The following is a 21692-nucleotide window of genomic DNA, read 5'->3' on the forward strand; positions in this document are numbered from 1 at the left end:
CGGGCCTACTCGATACCAGTCAATCGATCACTCGGGAAGGTACGCCCCTCGGGCGTGCCCTCCCGAGCCGATCCACAGGTAATGAGCATTGCTCGTCGGAGCCACGACTTCGACGTCCCGTGGTTCGCCAATCGGCAGTCGGCGGCCAGGATCCAGCTTCCGGTCACAAACCCAGGCGTTGTGCAGCAGGAAGTGCAGCACTCGCTCCACCACCCGGGCTCGCTCGGCTTCGTCCTGCCGATCCGCCAGTTCGCCGGCATAGACACGGACCAGGTCGTGCAGAAAGTAGCGCTCAAAGGTCGGCTCAGTCACAAGGCTCATCCGCATCAGGTCATCCATGGCGTTACTGACGCCGACGGCGTCGTCCGATTCGAGCGCCCGCAGCGCCGCCCAACTGACCGTCGGCCCCGGGTGAACCGCCATCTGCCAAAGGAGCCTGACCGCCGGCGCCGACAGCAGCCTGTGCGACGCTTCCAGCGACAGGCGAACGCTCAGGTTCTCCGAGCCCATGTCAAGGGAACGCAGTCTGGTGCTCTCCTGTCGCAATTCGCGGACCACGCCTGCGAGCGCCGCAGCTGGGCGTTGCGCAATTCGGGCGGCCATGATCCCGAGCGCCAGCGGCACCCCGCCGCAGTGCTCGACCAGGTCGTCGACGAACGGGATGGCCATGCGCATCCGGTCTTCACCCAGCCGTGTCCTCAACAGTTCGGTCGCTTCCTGCCGATCCAGCGGAGGGAGGTCTACCAGGTCCGCTCCCTCCCGGATCGCCAGCCCATGTAAGTGACGACGACTGGTGACGATCGCCGCGCTCGCCCCGAGTCCGGGAAGCAGCAGGCGGACATGCTCCTCATCACGCGCGTTGTCCAGGATGAGCAGGACTGCGCGGTCCGCAAGGGCGGTCCTGTAAGCGGAGACCATGCCGTCCATCGTCGGGGTCGAGGGCCGCACTCCGAGATCGTTCAGGAGCCTGGCAAGGACGGGGCCATGCCGCTCCGGCTCTCTTGGCGAGAATCCACCGAGGTCGACGTAGAGGATCCCGTCCGGGAAGCTCTGCTCGACCCGGGCGGCCGCCCGCACAGCGAGGAAGGTCTTCCCGACACCGGGCATGCCGGTAAACACGACAACCTTGCTCCGCCCAGCCGTACGTCCCAGGAGAGTCTCCGTTAGTCGGCCGATCTGAGGCTGACGGCCGATCAGTTCGACCGGCTGCGACGGAAGCTGCCGGGGCTTCGGACGGGTCGACGCCGATGGGTTGCCAGCCGCTGCCGACCCTGCTTCTTCTGCCTCGCCAGCGAGCAGCAAGTGAACGGTGGGCCGACCAAACTGGCGCTCCCAGCGGGCGAGCAGCGACTCAATCTGGTCATGCCTGCCGAGCGTACGCAGGGCACGCACCTTGAGTTCAAGTAGTGTCTCGCTCTCCGGCCAGCGGGTCAGCGCGGAGCTGGCCCGGTCGAGCGCGGCAGGCGCCTGACCGCACTCCAATTCGGCGAGGACACATGCCACCGTCGCCTCCTTCAGCTCGGTGATGAGTTCGCCGCGTTTTCGTCCGAATCCTTCTTCCGGCATGTCTTCCAGGGGTGTTCCCCGCCACTCACCGAGAGCTGATCTGAGCGCCTTGAGACGCACAGACGTGCTCCCTGCGGTATCTGCAGCGCGGCAGAATTCATGGAAGCGAACGTAGTCGACACTCAACGGATCAGCCTGAATCTGGCAGTACCCTCGCTCGTTCTGCTGGGTGATATCTGGCAACGATTGCCGCAATTGATGAAAACACTGGCGAATTCGATTAGCGTTCGCCTCCTCACCCGGCCACAGGTGGCGCATAACGCTAACGTGCGAGGCACGATGACCGGGCGCCATGAGTAGAACAGCGAGGAGTTCGAGAGCCTTCGCCGACTTCATCCTGACCGGCAGCCCCGCCCGCAGCGCAACCACCGGTCCCAGTACTCGAAATTCCATGATCGCCAACCCTTGTTTCCCCACGACTCACGCCACCATCGGCCGCATCGGCCGACACGAGAAAGCATGCCACGGAGCATCGGACACACATTAACGTTCAGCTAACGCATACTGCTTGGCGATTACTCGGCCGATCTGCCACGCTGCAGTCATCCTCTCCAGCCATTCCGACGGATCGTCGGAATGCTTCGGGGTTTGTGCAGCAGGACACGATGACGCCCGAATCCCAAAGGCACCTTAAGGGCGCAAACCGACCCATTAGGTAACGGAATCCAAGGAGAAAGCCATGAAGTCCATGCACCGGCCGCACGTCCAGCGCGGCACCAGCCGCCCCCCATCAAGGCGACGGGTCAAAGCAACGGTGCCACCTCGCCGCCGTCGGAGGCCCCGCCCGACGCCACAGCCCGCTCCCGAGCCAACCTCGGCTGCAACGGGCGGTCGACTTTGGAAGCCGGTTCGTCCGACAGCTCAACGGGCCTACGAGGTCGAACTGTTCACCGAAATCGACTAGGTAAATAGCAGGTCAGGGGCCTGATTCACGACGGATGGTCAGGCTCCTGACTGGGGCATGGAACGCCCTGCAGGCTCCAATTCTGCGGCGTGCCGGATGCGTCGGCACCCCACGGTTCGAAGACACATAAGCACTTCGCTACCGCCGACGACATCCGAAATGCCACTCGAAGCAGGCTTGCAGGCTTATTCGTACTCGCACAACAGGTTTGCGATGCGCTGGTTGGCGATCGCCTGGCGTCCATACAGGCACTTGGCGTAGCTGTTCATAAGGACCTCGACGCTGTTGCCTGCGCGTTCGGCGACCTCGGTGGGATCGACGCCGGCGTTGAGCCAGGTGGACAAAGCCGAGTGCCGCAGGTCATAAGGACGGCCTGCGAGCAGTGAGCGCACCAGGTCGGGCGAGAGGGCAAGTTCACGGGCCTCGCGCCAGACGCGATCGTAGGCGCTGGACCCGACGATGCCGCCGCGCTCGTTGAAGAACAGCCGCCCGTCGTCCGCCGTGCCGAAGGTGTCGATGCTCTCCCGCCAGATCGACACCAGCTCGGGCGGCATCGGTACGGGCCGGGTATCGTCAGCCGGGCGGCCCTTGAGACCGCGCTCGTCGTGGGCTCTTCCAGTGTCAGTCCACCGCCTGCCCGCCTGCGGCAGTGTGCGATGCACGGTCACCTGCCCCCAGCCCTCCGCGGGCAGCACGCAGTTGAGCAAAGACACCCCGACCGCTTCGGCGGGGCGCAGCCCGGCGTAGTACATCCCGGCGAACAGTCCGACCAGCCGCCGTCCACGAGCCCGCCGGTAACTGCCGACGTAGGAGACCGCGCGCAGCAGGGAACGCGCCTGACCTGGGTTGGCGACCACCCGTGGGTCGACCTGGTGGACGGTCTCAGCCACGCTCCATTTGATGGGAGCAAGTGGGTCGGCGGGCAACTTGCGCTGCTCGACGGCGTACCGAACCGCATTGACCAGGACCTTGTGCTTGTGCCGCTGCGTCTCGGCCGCCGCCACCGCGCCATCCTGCTTGAGCCGCAGGGCTGTCAACACCGACCGCATCACAGCCGGATCCATCAGATCGGCCAACGGACGTGAGGCTCCCGCCACCCAGCGCAGGGCCAGCCGGACATCCGCCGGCATCTGGCACGGCTCCGGGCATGGGACGACGAACGCCCAGCCCCGCATCGCCCGCCGCAGCAGTTCATCGCTCGGACGGCCCCGCACGTCCCGGAGCATCGCCCGGGTGATCGCGCACAGCGCATCGTTGGTCTCATCCCGGGTCTTCGCCGCGATCAGTGGCCACCTCATCTCGATGTACTCCAGAGCAAAGGCGCACCAGCTGACCCCAGCCGCGCGACCCTGTGGCGAGCCACGGCTGATCCCCGCAGGGGACTCATCCGCAGCGCCTTGCTGAACGGAACGGAGGAGCGCCGCGCCGAGGTCATCGGCCAGCGCCCTGATATCCGTAGCACCCGCTGTGCGGCGAACGGCCACGGCCCTGCTTTCACGTCTCCTGCCGGGGACGCCGCGCGCGTGAGATTTCGAGTTCCTCATGACGTCCACCACCCTTCTGTTCAGGTGAACGTCCTGGATGCCCACATAAAGCCCCGGCAGCAACGACGCCGCTGCGCTCCCCTCTGCGCACCCCAGACAAGGATGGAGCCATCCGCAGCGAGCGACTCGACAGTTCGCTGCGCCACCCCCGCATGCAAGTAGGATCTACGGTAGGATGGGGAGCATGAGTGACCCTACCGGCAAGTACTCAATCACCATGCCCCGCGACATCGCCGAAGCCGCCAAGGCCCGCAGCGGCCCGTCGGGCCTGTCTGCCTATGTCGCCGCCGCCGTCGCGCGACAGATCGAGCGGGACAATCTCAACGAGCTCATCCAGGTCGCCGAGGCCGAGCACGGGCCCGTCACCGACGAAGAGATCCAGGCCCTGCGCGACCAACTCCAGCAGGCCCGCCACCAGCAGACGCGAGGCGGGGCGAACGCCGCGTGACCCGCCCCTCCCCCGCTACCCCCGGCGGCACTCTGGTCCTCGACAGCGAAGGGCTGGCCAAGGCCATCCTTCGCGACCGCACCGTCACCGGCTGGCTCGCCCTCGCTCGCGCCGACGACCTGCGGGTGATCACTTCCGCGGCCACCCTCGTGGAAGTGGTCCACCCCCGCATCAACCGCCCGGCCCTCGAGTGGACCCTCTCCCGCCTCGTCATCGAACCGGTCACCGAACCTATCGCCCGCCACGCCGCCGCCCTCCTCGCCGACGCCGGCCTGCACGGCCACAAATACGCCATCGACGCCATGCTCGGCGCCACCGCCCTCGCCGCCCCCGGTCCGACGACGATTCTCAGCTCAGACCCCGAGGATCTAACCGCCCTGTGCGGCTCTCGCATCACCGTCATCAAGGTCTAATAGGGCACCAACCAAGGAACGAAGGCTCGGCGGCGCGTCCCGAAGGCCGCACTAGCGGGACATTGAGAGCTATTGGGGCATTTCATTTTCGCGGGACATACACGGGACCGCGAGGCTGACTAACTGTCAGTGATGCGCGTGACCTGCATGAACGTCTGGGACCTCCGGAGCCGTGTGCGCAGGTTCGAATCCTGCCGGGGGCACTCCGGGAAAAGCTCCTGACCTGCAGAAATGCAGGTCGGGAGTTTTTGTGTGCATGGCAAAACGCACACGGTCTTTTGACCGTTGCTCCTTTTGGTCCACACGCCACCACACACCCTGTGGATAACCTCACCTGTTGACAGATTTTCGCAGGTCAGGGGCACATGCTTGAGCGTGCGGTGGCCTCGCTCGCCAATGAATGCCGAAACTGTGCGGCACCATGGGATTCCTGGCGCCTATACTCGCAAAACCGCGCGCGACCTGCGCTGATGTGGCCGAGAGCACACGGAAGCGCACACGGTCTGGTGGGTCGTTGCTGGTACCCGTCACGTATTCAGAGGGCGCGGTATTCACCCACACAGCCACAGCTCGGAGTGGGCTCGGCACGCGTATGGGAACGGATGTCCGGGGCAGGCGGATGCCGGATGGAGCGAGGCTCGGCCGGTGCCGCAGCGGGCTGGCACTATGTCGCCATGCCCATGGACCGCGCGGATTACTGGTGGTGTGGCGAGGGCCCCTACCGTCACCATCCGCCCAGCCGCGTCGTCTGCTGCCAGATCGACGGCCTGGAATTCGACCGTGACACGGAGCGTCAGGCTGTAGCCGTCCATGAAGCCGGACACGCTGCCGTCGCGTTCCAACTCGGCCTGCACGTACCGTCGGTATCCATTGCCGAACCGACCGGGACTAGGGCCTGCAGGCATCCGTCCCCGATCGTGGGTGCTGTCGACAACGTGCGGCTGGCGGGCTCCACCGTGCGACAGATGATGACGGTCCTTGCGGCTGGCGAGCGAGCCGAGGAGCGATGGCTGCACGAGACCGGTCAGTGGACGGAAATCCGGGCATTCTTTGTCGAGCGTGCGGGATTCGGCGATCGTGAGACAGCACGAGCCCGCCTAGCCGAGTTCGGTCAGGATCTGCGGTTCGGTACGAGTACCCCGGACGAGCCGGATCCGGCCGACTGGTGGCGGGCGCACGGCCTGGCTGACTCGGTGCTGGACGGTGTCTGGGACAAGGTCCTCGTACTGGCCGAGCGGATAGCTGACAGACAGGTACTTCCCGGTGACGAGGCGGCAGCTGTGTGCGGGGTGACCAACCCACCCACGCCGCCGTCGGCGGACGACGAGGATTGAACGGCCATGTAGCCGGCGGGCTCGGGTCCTTGGTTGTCTGCCATCAGGGCGGTCGTGACCGTAGAATAGGCAGCCGGACCGGAGCACGTCAGGTGCGGCGATTCGCCATCGCACCGGTTCACCTGGGAGAGATCGGGGTTCGAGCCCCCGGCCGTCCACGTGGGCGTGCTCGTTCAATTGGCAGGACGCTCCCAACCTGACCTCCATCACTTGGGGCGCTTGGTCAGGCCCGATCCCATCCCGTGGAGGTCGGACTTGTCAGCCGTGCCACGTTCAACCCCGCGCGCGTGCCGCGCTTGAGTTCCGCAATCACGGACTTCTGGCGCTCGGCAAGGTGCGCGATGACCTCGAACGCGGTCATTCCAGGCTGCGTTGGCGTGGGCGTAGCCGCGTGCCGGTACCAGTTGCCCAGGAACTCCAGTGTCAGGTCGATCAGGGAACGCCCGGTGTGGACGTCCAGCAGATCGGTAGTGGAAGTGAACCGACCGTCGTGCAGCGCGGTGTTGCGCAGCGCGTACAGCCAGTCGAGGCACTTCTCGAAGCGCTTGGCTGTCTCCTCGATCCACTGAGCGAGGGAGCAGGGGTCGGCCAGCAGCGCGCGCCATGCTCGCAGTCGGGTGGCCGTCTCTCCGCCGAGTCGGTCAGTGAGGGCAGCCAAGCCGTCGGCGGCTGCGCGCAGTAGCGGTTCGGCGTCGGCGGGCGGCGTGAACGTGTCGAGCCAACGGTCCGGATCGCGCAGCAGCCCTTCCTCTCCGACGCCGGTCCAGGCGTCTACTGCCGCGCCGTACATCTCTGCTTCCAAGGCCCGCTCCAGCACCGCATGCAGGTCGAGTGCGGCGGCGCGGGCCGTGGCTGCCTGCTCCGCCCGTATCGCCGCACGCTCGCTGTCCGCGGCCCCAGCCGAGGCGCCTTCCAGCATCTCGGCTTTGCGCTGCGCCGCAAGGTGGGCAGTGCGCGCGGCTGCGGCCTCAGCCGCCACCGCCGTACGCGTCCGCCGGTGCAGGTCAACGGTCTGCTGGCGGATGGCTTGGAGACTCAGTGCCCGCGCCAGCACGCCGACCCCTCCGGACTTGACATCCAGTGCCTCCAGCGCGGCCCAGCAGAGCCCGGCAGAGGTCGTGGGCGCCTCAGTGATCCGGGCGATGTGCGCGGTGCGCAGGCTTTCGCGCAGCGCGGGCGGCCATCCCGTGGTCAGCGGCCGTACCGGACCCGATCCCAGGACGGGCACCGCGAGCCGCAGCACTCGGTGCGACCCGGGGACGTGCGCGAGGGTCTCGGGCCGAAGCCGGATCTCCGCGAGGCGTTGGCCCGCCACGTACTGGTCGAGCGACTCCGAGGCGATCCGCCGACCCAGCAGCGCGGCACCGCCCAGATCGCACGCGCGGACGGTGAAGGTCAGCAGCACATGGCCGCCCGCCTGATCTCCCGACCATGCGCGGCGCGCGGCGGACACGGACGAGGCCAGCTCGGCCAGCGCCCGCAAGTCGGCCGTTCCGTGTCCCCAGTCGGCCACGGGCTCTCCAGGCGCGATTGCCACCGCTGCCGCCGCCGGGTCCATCAACCCGGCCAACGATTCCAGCCGGGAGGTGCCCTCGACGACCACGGCCACTCGGAAGTCCCGCTCCGCCGGCAATAGCACGTCCAGCAGGTGCGCACCGTCGAGCGGGCCCCGGCTCAGAGCGGCGCGCACGTCGTCCCTCAGATGCGGATGCCGGCGCCCCTCCAGCACGCACAGCGCTGCCATTTCCAGCGCGAGTCGCTCTCCAGTGTCCGCCGCGGGAATCCCGCGCCATGCTGCCACGAAGCCGTCGGTGATGGCGGCGCGCACGTCGGCCGCCCGGGCGGCCACACGTGTGGCCAACTTTTCGCAGTCCTGCCGATCGCTGAGCCCGGCGGTACCGGCTCCTTCGATGCTTCTCAGTTCGCGTACCGCATCGTCGAGCACGCCTGCCGTCAAGTGGGGTTTCATCGCATCCAGCGCCGCCAGTGCACTGGTGACCAGTTTGATCGTCGCCCGCTCGTACGGCTGTGGTTCATTCCGCCCCTTGCGTGCCCGCGACTCCAGCGCGGAGTGCGCCCGCGCGATCGCGGCTACCGCCGTCTGGGCACCGCTCACGTGCCGGGTCAAGACCGAATCAGGGTCGCACGCTGCCAGCGCGCCCTCCAGCAGCCCTCGTTGATGGTCATCTAGTCCGGCCGTTCTGCATCGTCGGATCCAGTCGGCTTCGGCGCGCACCAGTGACATGTTCCGACCCTAGCGGCACCGCTGTCACCCGATCATGCAGCAGTCCCCCTGCACGGCCACGCCCGCGTGGATAATTGCTTGAGCGGCCACACCACGTCGTGATGTGGCCGCTGGGCATGAAGGAGGGTACTGACCATGACAGGGCTGGAGATCGTCGTAGGTTTCCTGGTGACTTGGGCAGCCCGGAAGGTCCGTAGGGTTGGTACACGGGTTGACGCCGAGGTCGACCAGGCGCTGGACGTCGGTCTCGACCGTCTGCACGAGTTGGTCGAGGGAAAACTCGGTGAGGAGCCCGCCCTGGTCAAGCTGACCGCTGAAGTTGAGCAGTCCGGCGAGGCGTCCTCCCGCACGCAGGAGCGTGTACGGCTGGCGCTGGAGGATGCGGCGGAGACTGACTCCGGCTTCGCGTCCGACTTGGCCGCTGTGGCCCAGAAACTGCAGGACATGCAGCGCCAGGCCGGTGTCGCCTTCACTGGGCAGCAAGGAGTCGCCGTATCGGGCGATGTCCAGGCCGACCGCGGCGCGGTTGCGATCGGCGGTGTCTCTGGCGGCACTGTATCGATCGGAGTCCCGCCGGACCCTTCCGCGCCGGGCGGGAACAAGGGCTGACCACACCCGGCGAGCACACGCCCACCGCGTTCTTTGACACGACCAGCGCGCCGGTGCCCGGCATACAGGCACAGCACAACAGCACAGCCGTCGGCGCCGTCCACGGACCCTTGACAATCTTCTCCGGGGGTTACGCCGCCACCAACACGGCCGCGCGTCCAATCGAGGTCGGAGAAGGCGCTGATCCTCAGACACGGAGCGAATTCGAGCAGGCGTTTCACCGTGCAGGCGGCGAGGCTCGCTTGGGCAACCCGACTGCTCGCATCGCCGAGGACGGGCTGGGCTATGTCCAGCACTTCACCGGAGTCGACGGTGCCCGCGCGGTGATCTGCGCCTTGGGCGGCAAGAACGCCATTGCCGTCACTGGTCCTGTATGGGAGGACATCGCAAACTTGCCGGGACTGCCGCATCGGGGTGTTACGGCTGCCGGCTATCCGCTCGCGCAGACTGGAGCACCCGATTCAGCATTGATCAGCTACATCGCCGATGACACCACCATGGTCGAAGTGGACGGCGGATCGTGGGGCCGCGGTGTGCTGCTCCGTCCTTCGGACGGGAGCCGGGCGCAATGGCAGCCGCACCCAAGAATGACCCTGGAGGCAAGAGAGGCGCTCCGGATGCCAGCAGCCGGGGAGGCCGACCTCACGGTGCGCGCAATTGCGACACTGCCCTGGCAACTCGATGAGGATGCACTCGAAATCACGCGACAGACGCGCCAGCGGCTCGAAATGCTCCTGCCGCGTGCAGAGATCAGCAATGCGATCACGCTCCTGTCTCAATGGCGCGGGGCAACGGTCACATCACCGGCATGGGTGCGCGCGACGGGACCGGATGTACGCCAATCGGGAACGGCCGCCCGGTACGACAGTGTCCTGCGGACTCCCCGCGGCGGCCTCTCCGCACGGATCTCCGCTCGGTTGTTCTTGCCGATCAGCCAGCCAGAAACTGTAAAGGCTCTCATCGAGTTCCAGGCGAACCTCGCACCGTGGCGGTCAACCCTGCTGTCGACAGCTAACAGCACCGTGACTGGAGATTTCAGAGTCACCGCTAACGAGGTTGTGGAACTGTGGATGGCTGCATGGGATGCGGCGACCATGGTGGTGCCGCAGGCACTGGTCGACGATCCGCGGCTCGTGCCTCTGCTAGCTCCTCCCTCGGTAGAACTGCAGGTCAAGGCGAATGACCGCCCGGCCGGGGCACCCGCTGAACTTCAACGGCTGGTGGACGTTTTCGATCTGTCGGTGTTCGGCAAACCGGACAGCGACCCGAGGCCGGAGGGCGCGGCTACCGTGATCGCCCCACTGGGACTCGATCGCAACGGTCGGCGGCGATGGGCAGGCAAGACGTTGACCCGGTTGGCTCGCACCTGGACGTTCGTGGACGCGGACGAGACCGACCTCGACCGGGTCGTCCGGTAGTCACGGCTCATCGTGGTGATGGTGGAGGTCTCGCAAGTCCAGCCCCTGGCGGATAAGCAGGCTGACGATTGTCCGGGTCCGCTCGCGGGTTAGGTCGCTGCTGAGGTGGCGGCTGGCGAGTAGCACTGCCCGAATACTGTCTTCGGTGCGGGTGAGAACCCAAGGCGACGGGTCGGTCCGCGCCCAGGCTTCGAGAGCAGCCAGGCTGGCGGCTGGAAATTGCGGAGCAATCGATGCGAGGTGAGTCAGGACACGGTCGTCGCTCCCCCGCAGCACCGTGTGGATCAGGACGTCCCGCAGTCGTCGCACAGCCCAGTCATCGTCGAACACGCCGGAGGAGAACCACCACCCGAACCCTCGCAGCTCGGTCGCGTCTGCACCTTGCTGGACCGCGGCGAGACGTTGATCGAACAACTCGGCCAGCCGAGCTGCGATGTCCGTCGGCGTATCAAGCAAGCCGCGCCCGATGCGTTCGAGAAGGTCGGCTCGCACAGAAACAGGCGCGCGTTCGTAGTACCGGTGCAAGAGCGAAGCTCGGCTGGTGAGGCCGATGTCGCCGACGCAGTACCGGCGCACCAGATGCCGGCCCAGGCCAGCCGCGAGGTAGAGCGACTCGTCGTCGGCCGCGTCAGGATCGAGACGCTCGACCGCGACTTCATACTGGTCGCCCAACGCCGACCACACGTCAGGCTGAAGGGCTGCGCGGCCGAGGTAGCCGTTCCACGCAGCTCTCCAGAATTCGCGGCTGCCGGCATCGAGCGGGAACAGGCGGACGGCACAGCTGACTGCCCGCTCGCGATCAAGCTCGATCAAGTCCGCGAATCGGCTGCCCAAGACCCACCTGACCGATCTTGAAGGATCAGCCCAGACCTCCAGGTGCTCGTCGACCACCGTGAACACCCCGGACAGGTCCGCATGCGGGTCTTCGCGCTGTGTCCAGATGCCCCAGGTGGTCGCCGTGTTGATCGCCTCGGGGCGCACGGTGTTCATGGAGATTGATTCGGGGTGGCTACCGCCGCTGACCTGCTGTTCCTCGTCAGCTGGGGTGGGATCAGGGTCTGCAACAGCATGGTGGATGAGCGTCCACGCCGTGTCTTGTACGTCGCGGAGAGGATCAGCGGGCAAGGTCATGCCGAAGTGCACCAACCTCATCACCGATTTGCGAGCCTCTTTCCACTTCCGAGGCCCCGCGATCGGCTCGTCGAGTTCGGCAACGGCTTGCTCGTCGGCCCACACCAACAGCGGGACGATGCCCCGCCAATCCAAATCCATACGCTGGCGGGCCGCATTTTCCAGGCCGCCGAGAACTGCGGTCACGTAGTGAGCTGGAAGCCCTACAAATGCCTCGGCATCGGTGGAACGGCGACCGGCGTCCTGCTCGATCGCGGTCCGCAACGGCTCGTCCAGGGATTCGCCAGTCCATCTGAACGGGCCATCAGCCGGTGGCTGCCATGTCCGCACATATTCGACAAGATCGCTGGTCGGGCGGGCCGCGAGGTCGCCGGCCGTGACTGGGGCCGGCGGCGCAAAAGAAAACCTCCACACCCGGTCCTGCGGACGCGGGAGGGTGGGTTCGCCGAACTGGGCGACCAGTGTCTCGTAGCGTAGGGCCCATCGGACGGGCAGCACCTCACGCAGCTCCGCGAGACGGTCACGCTGCCAGCGTCCTCGCCAGCCATCACGGTCCGACTGGGACGGCGGTCCGCCCGTATTACGGGTGTGCGTGGCGATCTGCTTGTCGAGGTCCGGGCCTTCGTCGATCAGCATAAGTAGCCTGCGCAGCTCCGGCTCGGTCAGCAGGTCGGCTCGCCTCTGGGCGAGAGCGCTGTACTCGGCCTCGACCTCGCGGTTGCGCAGCAGGTCCGGATTGAGCAGTCGGGCAGCGACAAGATCGCGTGCCTGGTGCCCGCGCTCAGCCAACACGTGCAGGGCAATGCGCTGGAAGATCACGCTGTCGCCGGCATCCAGCGCGTCCAGCACCGCGCCGGAGTTGGCAGGGTCGTGGTCAACAAGGGCAACGGCGATGTCCCGGACGGCGTTCACCAAGGCGTCGGCCGGATCGTGATTCTCCTGCTCCGAGGTGCCGGCGATGCTGGGGCGCCACACCGTCGACCACCGCGTCCACCGCCCGATGGCGTCGTCATCCTCAGTGACGATCTGGCGGAGACGATCACGCAGGACACCCAGCAGTTCTGTACCGACCGTTGCCACCATCGTCGGGACGGGCCCGCGGAGGAGTTCCGCGTAGTACCAGGTCTGCATCGCAGCCGCACCGCCGCCTGACGGCACCTTCTCAAGCAGGGCGCCGAGCAGGTCCAACGCCTCTGGCGAGTAACCAGCGTCCGCCAACCGAGTCGCGAGTTTACCGACAGCCAAAGGGTCCGTCACACCGACGCCGGTCCGGATGTCGGCCACCACGCGGTCGACCAACTGCCGGCCGTACTCGGCAGGTACGGCCGACCCGACCGACACGATGTCGTCGTTCACGCGGGCGTTCGTCGCCTGCGGAATGTTCACCGCCGCGGTCACCGCTGCCTCCGGCTTGGCCGCCGCGATCCGTGCGAGGTAAGCGGACTCCGGCCACACGTCCAGCCTCATCAGGCCCTCGTCACCGTACGGCTGCGGCGGCAAGGGAGCCGAGAAGAACCCAGTCGAGACCAGCGGCTCCAGCCACTGCGGCCCAATGCCTCCGAAAAACCGGAACTGGGTGGCCGGGTCCTGGGGCAGGTTCTGCCGAACTTGGCGGGCGTGCACGACCGTTGGCTGTTCCAGCGCGATGAGCGCGTCCAGCTGTTGCACGACCTCGACGTACCGTGACTCGAATTCCTCCAGCACCCGGTCCAGCAGGAGCTCGAAGTCGTCGAAGAAGGAACGGAACTCATCGTCGAGTCCGCGCGGGGTACCCAGGCCGTCGCGGTGTGCCCTGCGCGCCAAGTTGAACCGGCTGTCGGCCCCGACCATGTCCAGCCATGTTGTGGCAACCGGTTCGTGGGGATCGATGTCCAGAACTTGCAGAACAGCCAGGATGCTTGCCTCATGCCCCGCCACGCCTGGCGCGTACAACGCACTGATCACGGCGCGAAGACCGCTCTCGACCTCCCGCAGCAAATGGCTGACCAGATGCGTCACGGTTACCCGTGTCGGCTGCTCGATCACCAACTCGCAGGCATCCCGGAAGAACAGGGCGGGGCCGGAGCCGAGTTGGGTCAGCCGCAGGGCTATACGCTCCTGCCGTTCAGAGAGGACCGTTCTGCGGCCCGACCTCGGATCCGGGGCGTTCGTCATGACCAATCCTTACACAAAATAGTGCAGAACATGCTATCTACCCAGATACCAATCCCCAGTATTGTGCTTCCCGTCGTAGCTGGAAACCCGATCTGGAGAAAGAAAAGGCCGGGTCGCGTCTAACCCTTCCAACCGAACCCGACCCGCTGCTCCCGGCCCTCCACAGCTCGAGCGAGGCAACCTCGAACTGCTCAGGTGGCTGGTCTTAGCTTCGCTTTTATCCCTGCGCCCTGTCCGTGGGCGGTTGGTTGGCTGAGGTGCGGGACATTCCCTATTGGATCAGCGTGTTGAAGTTGGTCTGACAGGGTGGCTCGATGGGTAAGTGGCGTGTGTTCTGGATGCCGAAGACGGCGATGACGGTGCCTTCAGGGCGACCAGGGTTGACTGGGCGGGCCGATCTCTCGGATACCAACTGCCCCTGGATGTGCACACCGTTAAGCGCGGTCAGGTACTTACACGGGCGGCGTGTGTGGAGCGGCGATTCGTCACGCAGGTCCGGTGTGGTCATGGCGAGAACGGAGCGGGCGGACCGCTCGTTGCCGTCTACCGCCAACGTAAGCCCGTACGTCGTGACGGGGGCGGGTGTCACCATCGGCTGGCCAGTTCCTCGTCCTCGATGCGGCGTCGACAGTCGCCGCATAGGGTCTGCGCAGTCCCGTCGTCGTCACCCTCATGGGGCCAAAGGCATCCACACCCCCCACAGTTTGCCAACTCTTCAAGGCTGTAGCGGGCTTGGCAGGTGAAGCAGTAGTGCATCTCCTCACCAGGGCCGTCCATGAATGCGAAGCAGGCCAGTGTCGAAGCGTGGCACTGGGGGCATTCGTTGGCCGGATGGCCAGGCTCGAACTCCTGGAAGGCCAAGGCCAAGTCCTCTGCGCTCATCGTGGTGACGCAGAAGTGGCAATGGGCGCCGTTCGGAATGACGGCGAGAGCCCACTGCCCGCACACGGAGCAGGGTAGAACCGAGTCGGTCGTGCCCTTGAGTTCGTTGCCCCGCAGTCGGTTCATGCGTTCGTTGACGAACGCCTCGATGGTGTTCAGGCCGCTGCGTACTCGCAACATGTCTTCTTCGATACTCTCGCGCTCCGGCGCGTCGAGCAGTGGCAGCAGTTCGGCGTCGAGGAAGCGGAGCAGGAAGTCGAGCACTGCACCGGCTCGTGACTCCACGGCCTCTGCGCTGTGGGTCAGCCCGTAGTGCTGTAGAGCGTTCCGGTCCTTGCCGAGGTCCTTGAGAGCCTCGGCGTCCTTCTTGTTGATGTCGAGGCCGCAGATGTTCCTCAGACGTTCCAAGGCGGCGTCCGTCCCGCAGCTGTTGAAGTCGGAGGCGCTGAACTTCTCTGAGGTGGCCCTGGCAGGGTCGCTGAACACCAAGCTCCAGTGTTCCCGCAGCAGGCGCGACTTCAGCAGGACCTCGGCTGCAGCCTGAAGGTGCAGGACGGCGTACTTGATTTCGCGGGGCCCGGTGTGAGCGTCGGCGTCCAGATGCTCCACGACGCTGACGAGGTAGTCGATGCCGTTGCGGACCGGCGGGAAGTCGACTTGCATGGGGCCGGTCCGGCGCCACCTCGGCCGGAACGGCTGGCGAGACGCTATAACGCTAGATTCTTCGGATACCACTCAAACCTACCCAGGTCATGCGGCGTTTGGCCTTACACCGACGATCATCCGAGCATGCTACAGGAATTTCGTAATTCCCCTCTGGGCGATAGTCATAGCGCTCGCGACTGCGTTCAAGTCCATGAACTCTTTGTCTTCTGCCAGCTGGATTTGGTCGAGATATCGTTCGTAGAGATGCGGCGCGTTCGGGTGCCGGTCGAGTTTGAGCCGCTCTTCTCGGAGTTGCTGCGTGCTGATGTCGCCACCTGCTGCTCGGTAGTTGCAGGTGTAACACAGCACGATCAGCTCCCAGGGATTGGCGGCGTGGCTGGCTGCTCGCAGGAGGCCGTTCTGGCCTCCCAGCCGATGTGCCACCTCCATTACGCACTTAAGACCCAGGATGTGGTGAATGTCGAGGGGCCGTGGTTCGCCACAGATCGCGCAGACGCTGGTGAGGGAGAACAGGAGTTGCCTCGCAGCAGTAGGAAGCCTTCCCCGCGGGTGAAACTGAGCTGGAGGACGCGCTCGGCCTCCAGCAGAACCGCCTCTGGGTTCCTCATGCTCCTCTGCCTTGGCTGCCATCCAGAGAAGTCGGAAGCGTTCGCTCAGCTCGTCCAGCAACTGTTCCTGGGTCGTGCTGGAGGCCGGCATTCGCATACCGAGCGCGAGAGCCACGTCAAGAACGGTTTCCCGCGGCTGGACCTTCGGGCCGGAGAACACGTTGGAGACGGTGCTCTTGCTCTTCCCTGTGTAGCGCGCGATGTCGGCCTGGCTGAAGCCTCCTGCCTCCCTCTGCAGCTCGATGAGAGCACGCTGAAGGTCTCTCCTGCGGCCTGGCGGAAGGTCGGCCCCCCTCGACTCGCCCTTGCGGCCCATCTCAGGCACCTCCTCCCTTCCGTCGCCACCGGGCCCAGGCCCGGCTCGTGATCCAGACGATGAAGGCGACGATAAGTCCGGCGATAACGTTCTTGGCGATTTCGTCCATGGAGATAAGCGTTGTGCACCGCCGGGGTCTCCTGGACAGTTGTGGACAGCTGGCTGTGGTCCACCTGCTGAGCCTTTACTCGAGATGGGGCCGTTCGCGACTGTCTTTGTCCGTTCCCGATGGCCTACCTGATGGAACAGCGATCGCGCACGCCGTAGAACGGTTGCGCGACCTCGTCCGCCGCAGCCTGCTCACCCGAATCTGCCTTGCAGCCAACGACACCCTGTTGTGGTCCCTGGATGCGGATACGGGTGTCGATATGGCCGTGATCGACGATCTCCGCCGGAAAGCATGGCAAGAAACAATGACCGGGATCGACGCCATCGTCAGCGCTGACCCTCGTCTCGCTTAGCCGGAGGGCCCGCCTACGGCGCTTCGTACTCGGTGGGCATGTGGATTTCTCGGATGGTGGCCGGGTCGCGTGGTACCGGAACGGCCTGGGTGCTGATGACCTGGGTGCCCGTGGTCTGGGCTGCGATTGCCAGATCTCGCAGGACGTCGTCGACCACGGTGGTTCCGATGCCCTGCTGGTACGGGTTGTCCAGGAGCAGCAGGCCGGGGAATGCGGCTTCTTCGTCGAGGTCGGATGCCAGGAAGAGCGTGGCGTAGCTGTAGGCCAGGAAGAAGAGCACCTTCGTCTCTGCTCCAAGGGCTTGGTCCCAGGGGCGGGTGCCGACGTAGAAGGTGAGGTCACTGTCGTTGATGGTGATGGCGCCCTTGACCCAGCCGCGTTCGCGGTAGCGGTGGAGAAATTCGTTCATACGCTCGGCGAACACGGCGCATCGTTCGACGGAGGTGAGCGTAGCTGTGGCGACGGCGGCAGGCTCTTGGTCGAGTGCGTCGACGGCTTGTTGTGCAGCGGTGACGGCCTGGCTCGCTACCGCGGGGCGCTGGAGGATCTCCTCGATGGCGGGAAAGGCTGTCATCTTCTGTTCGAGCTGGGCGATCTGGGCGGCCAGGTTTTCGAGGGTGGCCATGAAGGGAGCCAGCTGCGCGGCGCGTTGTTCGTTGATGCGGTGCGCGAGCCGTGTCTGTTCGTCTTGAAGGTCTGCTCGGCGGGTGCGGGCCGCCTGCAGGTCGGCGGCGGTGCGGGCGGCGACGTCGTCCAGGTCGGCGAGTTCCGACTTGAGCGACCGGATCTCCACGTGTGCCCGTCGGCGGCGCTGGTCGTCGTCGACCGGTTGGAAGCACAGGTAGCAGGCGTCTTCGTCGTGCTCTCGGTGTGGGTCGACCCGTTGCTCGCACGCCGGGCAGAGCCGTACGGGGAGGGCGTCGAAGATCTCCACGGAGGCGATGAGGCGTTCCATACGGGTCACTTCGGAGGTGACCGTCTGGGCGGAGTAGGCGTGTTCGCTGCCGAGTTGTTCGAGCGCGACAACCTCATCGACCGCGAGTTGCAACCGCCTGGATATGTCTTCGTAGACGCTCGTCAGGGACGCGTCGTATCCGGCTGCCGTCTCGGTGGTAGACGTTCCGTGCAAGAGGCTGTTGATCTCCCGCGTCAGTTCGTGACGTCGTTGGCGAACCCCGTCGAGTTGGGAAGTGACCTCTTCTCGGGCGGTCGCTACCTGGTCGAGGGCTACAACGGCCCTCGGGGGCGCGACCAGCGCAGGAGCCGCCGTCGGCGACGGATCCTCGGGTGCCTCAGCCCCTGCGAGCAACCTGCTAAGTGGCCTGATCCCTGTCAACCTCCAAGGTCTGACCGGTTCCTTGGGCCTCGGCTGTCTCCCAGCGCTCGGCAACGTCCCTTGCTCCGCGGGATAACAGGCAAACGGCCAGTTCACCCAGCCCGCCAAAGATCATTTACCGGACAGCGCTTACGAGGATCATCGCGGCTTCCGGGGCGGGTGCCCGTCTGGGGTACGGGGCCCGGCGATCTGCGGCTGCGCCGTGTGGGCGCGAGTAACCAAAAGCGCCACCCAGTTGGAGCGCATTCATCGAAGTGCGCGATCCACTCCACGGCAGGCTGAACTGTCCGCTCTCGCATGACGAGTAATCGTCAAGACCCGCGGACGGGGTGGGATGTCGCGTCGCGCTGCGCCACGGTCGCACCGAGGGGAAGCTTCGTCACTCCACAGGCCATGACCGCCTCAGGCGAAGTCTGCTGCGGTGATGCCGTCGAGATGCCCAGACGGCCACTCCACCAACTCGATCCGGTAACCATCCGGGTCCGTGAGCCACGACGTCTTCGGGCCGTGAGGGCCGCCCGGGTACTGGAGGGGTCCGGGCCTCAGACCGGCTTCGGTCAGCGTCTCCAGGGTGGTGGCGAGCCTTTCCACCTGGATCGCGAGGTGGTCGAAACCGCTGCCCACGTCGACCGGTCCGCTGCCGGGGCGGTGGACCAGTTCGAGCGAGGCCGCCGGTTCGTCGGGAAACTTGAGGATCATGAGGCGAGCCCCGTCGCCGCCCTCGACCCTGCCCAGTTCGACGTAGCCCAAGACGGTGTAGAAACCGAGCGAGCGGTCCAGGTCGGTGACGCGGTAGGAGACGAAAAGCGTCCTCACGCGGCCTCCTCGGGCCGACGCACCCGGTAGCGGAGGTGCGTGACGTCTCGATCCTCGAGCCGTCGGACCAGGTCGAGTTCAATGTGATCACCACCCAGGTGGTCGAACAGCCGTCGGCCGTCCCCGAGGAGGACCGGAACCAGGTGGATCTCCATCTCGTCCACCTGCCCGGCTCGGAGAAGTGCTCGGGCCGCCCCCGCCCCATGGACCATGACCGGCCGGTCCCCTGCGGCTGCACGAGCCTGACGGGCGCAGTCCTCGACATCGGTGACGAAACGCACGTGGCCAGGTGGCACGTCCCCGTCATCCACCTGGTGGGTGAGGACGAAGATCGGCACGCCGTCGTGGTGGTCGCCCTGCCAGCGCCCGGCGAGTTCGAAGGTCCGACGACCGGAGATCACCGCGCCGGTCGCCAGCGCTTCGCGGTAGACCTGGCCGCTCGGACCGTCGGACTCCCGGTCGTCGAGCCAGCTGAAGAGCCGCCCACCGTCACGTCCGAGCTCCTGCCCAGGCCGATCGTCCGGGCCGGCGATATAGCCGTCGAGCGAAATCGACATGTACAGCCGAATCGCATTGTTCATCCTGGCCTCCATCTCTCCCACATGACACCGGCATCCGGCGTTTCCTGACCGGCCGACCGGGGGGGGCTTGTCACAAGCAAGACGTCAGGCAACCGGTAAACTCATCGGCCCGACGCGCCGGCCTGCTGCCGGGCTGAGGGCGCAGGAGTCATGACCCGTGGAGCAAGTGCGGTCGTTCAGGCCGCGTGGCTCTCGGAGCGTTCGACGAGGTGGCCGCGCTTGAAGCGGGCTCCGGCACGGACCAGGGCGACGAGGTGGGGTGCGTTCACGGCCCGCCACCGCTGCTGGGCGGACTCGAGGAGCTTGAAGACCATGGCCAGGGCGGCGGCCGCGCTGCCAGGGCCCCGGGTGACCCTGGTCCGCAGCCAGACAGTGGCGAAAGTCGAGTCAATCGGGTTCGTGGTGCGCAAGTGGATTCAGTGCTCGGCGGGAAGTCGTAGAAGGCCAGCAGTTCGTCCACGTCGTCGGTGATCTTCTTGACGGCCTTGGGGAACTTCGCGCCGTAGGTCTTGGCGAACACGGCCACACTTTGTGCATGGTCGCAGTCCGGGGCGCTGTATATCTCCTGCAGGGCCCTGCGCCTGCGCCGCAAGCTGCCGGAGGCGGAGGAGCTTCCGTCGGCGGATGTTGTCCCGGTCGGAGTGCTGAACTCACCCGGCCGCACGGCTGGCGGTGCGTGGCGAACCTCTTCGGAGCGACGGTGGAGTTGCCTTTCGAGGGGGTGCTGATCGGCTGCGCGCCTCAGGAGGACGGGAGGCTGGAGCCGGGCGGGTCAGTCTGGCCGGCGTAGCCGGCTCCGGACTCACCGCGCCGATGCGCTCGCGTCGCCCGGGGCAGTGAGCACCACTGGTGGCTCGCCCGCCGCCGGTGGCGGCGGGGTCAGGTCCTGAGTCAGGAGTGTGGATGCCGCCGTCTCCTGGACGACAACCTGGCCCAAGTTGACCAGCCCGGTCTTCTCCACGACGGTCATGTGGTCCAGGAGCGTGTCGTTGGCCTGGTCTGCCAGCTGCCGGACCAGGGTGTTGCGGGTGGTGGTCAGGACCGCCGCGACCGTGCTGAAGAACTGGCCGTCCGCGACGCGCACGGTCTCGGCGATGATCCGCTCGGGTGCGCTGCTGACTTTCTGGACTCCGAGCATGGTGGGGTAGAAGAGCGATCCCAGGGTAAGGCTGAGCGCACTACCCACGAAGAGAGTTCCCGCCGCTGTCCGTGAAACGAGCACCGTGTCTCCTGCCCGGCTTGAGACCCGCACCTACAGGAGTACGGATGTGGGATTGCGTGGAACCTCTTGGGCTCGCAATGGGTTCGTAAAGCCAATCAATGTTCGGCGCCCCACCTGGGGGCCGAGCGGGCCTAGAGGCGGTCCACCAGCCCGAGGGAGTTCTCTCACGGGACCAGGCACAGGGATGGCTTCGGCCCCGCACCGATGGTCGCGCTCCGCCACTTGCTGGGTGACCAGGCCGGCCACGAGCCCCCTGCCAGCGCCAGGACGCCAGCGGTGAGCATGGTGAAGGCTTCAAAGACGTCGCTGCGGCGTCTGGGCGGGTTGCGTCTCCGCTGCCCCAGCCGCACCTTCGAGCGTCCCACTCTCGCCGCTGGCCGACAGCTCCTTGCTGGCAGCGGCGTCACCCACTCTCAGCTTGACAGTCGGGGATCTTGGAGTTGCCGAGGTCAGCTGCCCAGGGTTCACCAGGACTTCGGCTGGGGTATCTCGCGCTGGTCGAGGTAGTTCTGAAAGGCAGTCGGCCGGCGGGGCGTGGGTGCTTCGTCGGTCGGCGGCAGAGTCAAGCTCCGTGTCCTCGTGCAAGCGGCCCGCGGCTGCGGCGTGTGCGGGAGCACGCCGGGGACCTTCGGCGAAGTCTGGCCGCGGGGGATGCCGGAGCGGAGAATGGTGGTGTCGGCGTGCTGGCCGGTTGGGCGGTGGTCGGGTTGACGCAGCAGTATCTCGTCGGGGAGGCGTCCGTGCTCCTGGCGCAGTTGCAGGCAGCGGGTACCGATCCGGTGGCCACGAGGGAGCTCGCGCGCCTGCGCCGTGAGGCGGAGGCGGGTCCGGTCAGCCGGCTCGGCTGCGTGGCTCAGCGTGCTCTGGAGTTGACCGACGAGCTGTGTCGGGACTCGCTGCAGCGGGGCGATGCGCTCTCTTTCGTCCGCCAGTGCGCCTGCGGAGCCGAACTGCGCGAGTTCTGCCTCTGCGCACAGCTGGCAGACGTCTGAGCCCTCCCTCGCGGGACGGGCCCCGCCGTGGTTCGCTCGGCCTATA

The 21692-nt window shown here is 66.3% G+C and carries 18 protein-coding genes and 1 pseudogene; 7 read left to right on the forward strand and 12 right to left on the reverse strand.

Going from position 1 to position 21692, the window contains the following annotated elements; translation table 11 throughout:
- Positions 1 to 27 precede the first annotated feature (27 nt).
- Both ACWGKQ_RS39335 and ACWGKQ_RS39340 read right to left on the reverse strand, forming a co-directional pair.
- Positions 28 to 1959, reverse strand: a complete 1932-nt coding sequence (locus ACWGKQ_RS39335; RefSeq protein ID WP_453296900.1) for an AfsR/SARP family transcriptional regulator — start codon at positions 1957 to 1959, stop codon at positions 28 to 30.
- A gap of 696 nt (positions 1960 to 2655) precedes the next feature.
- Entirely contained in the window at positions 2656 to 3768 is a 1113-nt protein-coding gene (locus ACWGKQ_RS39340; RefSeq protein ID WP_453296855.1) for a tyrosine-type recombinase/integrase, read from the reverse strand.
- Positions 3769 to 4198: 430 nt separating this feature from the next.
- On the opposite strand from ACWGKQ_RS39340, the gene ACWGKQ_RS39345 reads away from it, so the two are divergent.
- From ACWGKQ_RS39345 to ACWGKQ_RS39355, 3 genes are all read left to right on the forward strand, one after another.
- Complete coding sequence (locus ACWGKQ_RS39345) at positions 4199 to 4462, forward strand: CopG family transcriptional regulator (protein ID WP_453296856.1); 264 nt, start codon at positions 4199 to 4201, stop codon at positions 4460 to 4462.
- Positions 4459 to 4875: a PIN domain-containing protein gene (locus ACWGKQ_RS39350; protein ID WP_365804309.1), complete on the forward strand. Its 417-nt coding sequence runs from the start codon at positions 4459 to 4461 to the stop codon at positions 4873 to 4875. The genes ACWGKQ_RS39345 and ACWGKQ_RS39350 overlap by 4 nt, the downstream gene beginning before the upstream one ends.
- A 674-nt stretch (positions 4876 to 5549) precedes the next feature.
- Positions 5550 to 6209 carry a hypothetical protein gene (locus tag ACWGKQ_RS39355; RefSeq protein ID WP_453296857.1) on the forward strand — a complete coding sequence of 220 codons (660 nt, stop codon included), beginning with the start codon at positions 5550 to 5552 and terminating at the stop codon, positions 6207 to 6209.
- A 223-nt stretch (positions 6210 to 6432) separates the two neighbouring features.
- Here the strand turns inward: ACWGKQ_RS39355 and ACWGKQ_RS39360 are convergent, their stop codons facing one another.
- Complete coding sequence (locus tag ACWGKQ_RS39360; RefSeq protein ID WP_453296858.1) at positions 6433 to 8454, reverse strand: hypothetical protein; 2022 nt, start codon at positions 8452 to 8454, stop codon at positions 6433 to 6435.
- Between the two features lie 135 nt (positions 8455 to 8589).
- Here ACWGKQ_RS39360 and ACWGKQ_RS39365 point away from each other — a divergent pair, with 135 nt between their 5' ends.
- The gene (locus ACWGKQ_RS39365; protein ID WP_453296859.1) at positions 8590 to 9063 is read left to right on the forward strand and encodes a hypothetical protein; all 474 of its coding nucleotides are present in this window, start codon (positions 8590 to 8592) and stop codon (positions 9061 to 9063) included.
- Between the two features lie 53 nt (positions 9064 to 9116).
- Positions 9117 to 10481 (forward strand): hypothetical protein, encoded by a 1365-nt coding sequence (locus ACWGKQ_RS39370; protein ID WP_453296860.1) that lies wholly within the window; start codon positions 9117 to 9119, stop codon positions 10479 to 10481.
- Here the strand turns inward: ACWGKQ_RS39370 and ACWGKQ_RS39375 are convergent, their stop codons facing one another.
- From ACWGKQ_RS39375 to ACWGKQ_RS39390, 4 genes are all read right to left on the reverse strand, one after another.
- Positions 10482 to 13766 carry a hypothetical protein gene (locus tag ACWGKQ_RS39375; RefSeq protein ID WP_453296861.1) on the reverse strand — a complete coding sequence of 1095 codons (3285 nt, stop codon included), beginning with the start codon at positions 13764 to 13766 and terminating at the stop codon, positions 10482 to 10484. It lies immediately after the preceding gene.
- Positions 13767 to 14037: 271 nt separating this feature from the next.
- Positions 14038 to 14274 carry a hypothetical protein gene (locus ACWGKQ_RS39380; protein ID WP_453296862.1) on the reverse strand — a complete coding sequence of 79 codons (237 nt, stop codon included), beginning with the start codon at positions 14272 to 14274 and terminating at the stop codon, positions 14038 to 14040.
- Between the two features lie 77 nt (positions 14275 to 14351).
- The gene (locus ACWGKQ_RS39385) at positions 14352 to 15311 is read right to left on the reverse strand and encodes a hypothetical protein (protein ID WP_453296863.1); all 960 of its coding nucleotides are present in this window, start codon (positions 15309 to 15311) and stop codon (positions 14352 to 14354) included.
- 129 nt (positions 15312 to 15440) lie between these two features.
- A complete protein-coding gene (locus tag ACWGKQ_RS39390; protein WP_453296864.1) occupies positions 15441 to 16238 on the reverse strand; it encodes a helix-turn-helix domain-containing protein in 798 nt (265 codons plus the stop codon).
- A gap of 47 nt (positions 16239 to 16285) precedes the next feature.
- On the opposite strand from ACWGKQ_RS39390, the gene ACWGKQ_RS39395 reads away from it, so the two are divergent.
- Positions 16286 to 16699 carry a hypothetical protein gene (locus tag ACWGKQ_RS39395; protein ID WP_453296865.1) on the forward strand — a complete coding sequence of 138 codons (414 nt, stop codon included), beginning with the start codon at positions 16286 to 16288 and terminating at the stop codon, positions 16697 to 16699.
- Between the two features lie 13 nt (positions 16700 to 16712).
- On the opposite strand, the gene ACWGKQ_RS39400 is transcribed toward ACWGKQ_RS39395, so the two are convergent.
- The 5 genes and pseudogenes from ACWGKQ_RS39400 to ACWGKQ_RS39420 form a co-directional block, all read right to left on the reverse strand.
- Entirely contained in the window at positions 16713 to 17747 is a 1035-nt protein-coding gene (locus tag ACWGKQ_RS39400) for a hypothetical protein (protein ID WP_453296866.1), read from the reverse strand.
- 690 nt (positions 17748 to 18437) lie between these two features.
- Positions 18438 to 18851 carry a VOC family protein gene (locus ACWGKQ_RS39405; RefSeq protein ID WP_453296867.1) on the reverse strand — a complete coding sequence of 138 codons (414 nt, stop codon included), beginning with the start codon at positions 18849 to 18851 and terminating at the stop codon, positions 18438 to 18440.
- The gene (locus ACWGKQ_RS39410; RefSeq protein ID WP_453296901.1) at positions 18848 to 19432 is read right to left on the reverse strand and encodes a dihydrofolate reductase family protein; all 585 of its coding nucleotides are present in this window, start codon (positions 19430 to 19432) and stop codon (positions 18848 to 18850) included. Before ACWGKQ_RS39410 ends, ACWGKQ_RS39405 begins: the two co-directional genes overlap by 4 nt.
- A 176-nt stretch (positions 19433 to 19608) precedes the next feature.
- A pseudogene (locus tag ACWGKQ_RS39415) lies at positions 19609 to 20006 on the reverse strand (transposase); the annotation flags it as partial.
- A gap of 228 nt (positions 20007 to 20234) precedes the next feature.
- Entirely contained in the window at positions 20235 to 20618 is a 384-nt protein-coding gene (locus ACWGKQ_RS39420; protein WP_453296868.1) for a hypothetical protein, read from the reverse strand.
- 716 nt (positions 20619 to 21334) lie between these two features.
- Here ACWGKQ_RS39420 and ACWGKQ_RS39425 point away from each other — a divergent pair.
- Positions 21335 to 21646, forward strand: a complete 312-nt coding sequence (locus ACWGKQ_RS39425; protein ID WP_453296869.1) for a hypothetical protein — start codon at positions 21335 to 21337, stop codon at positions 21644 to 21646.
- Positions 21647 to 21692: the final 46 nt, after the last annotated feature.

The sequence above is a fragment of the Streptomyces sp. NPDC054770 genome, from assembly GCF_053611985.1.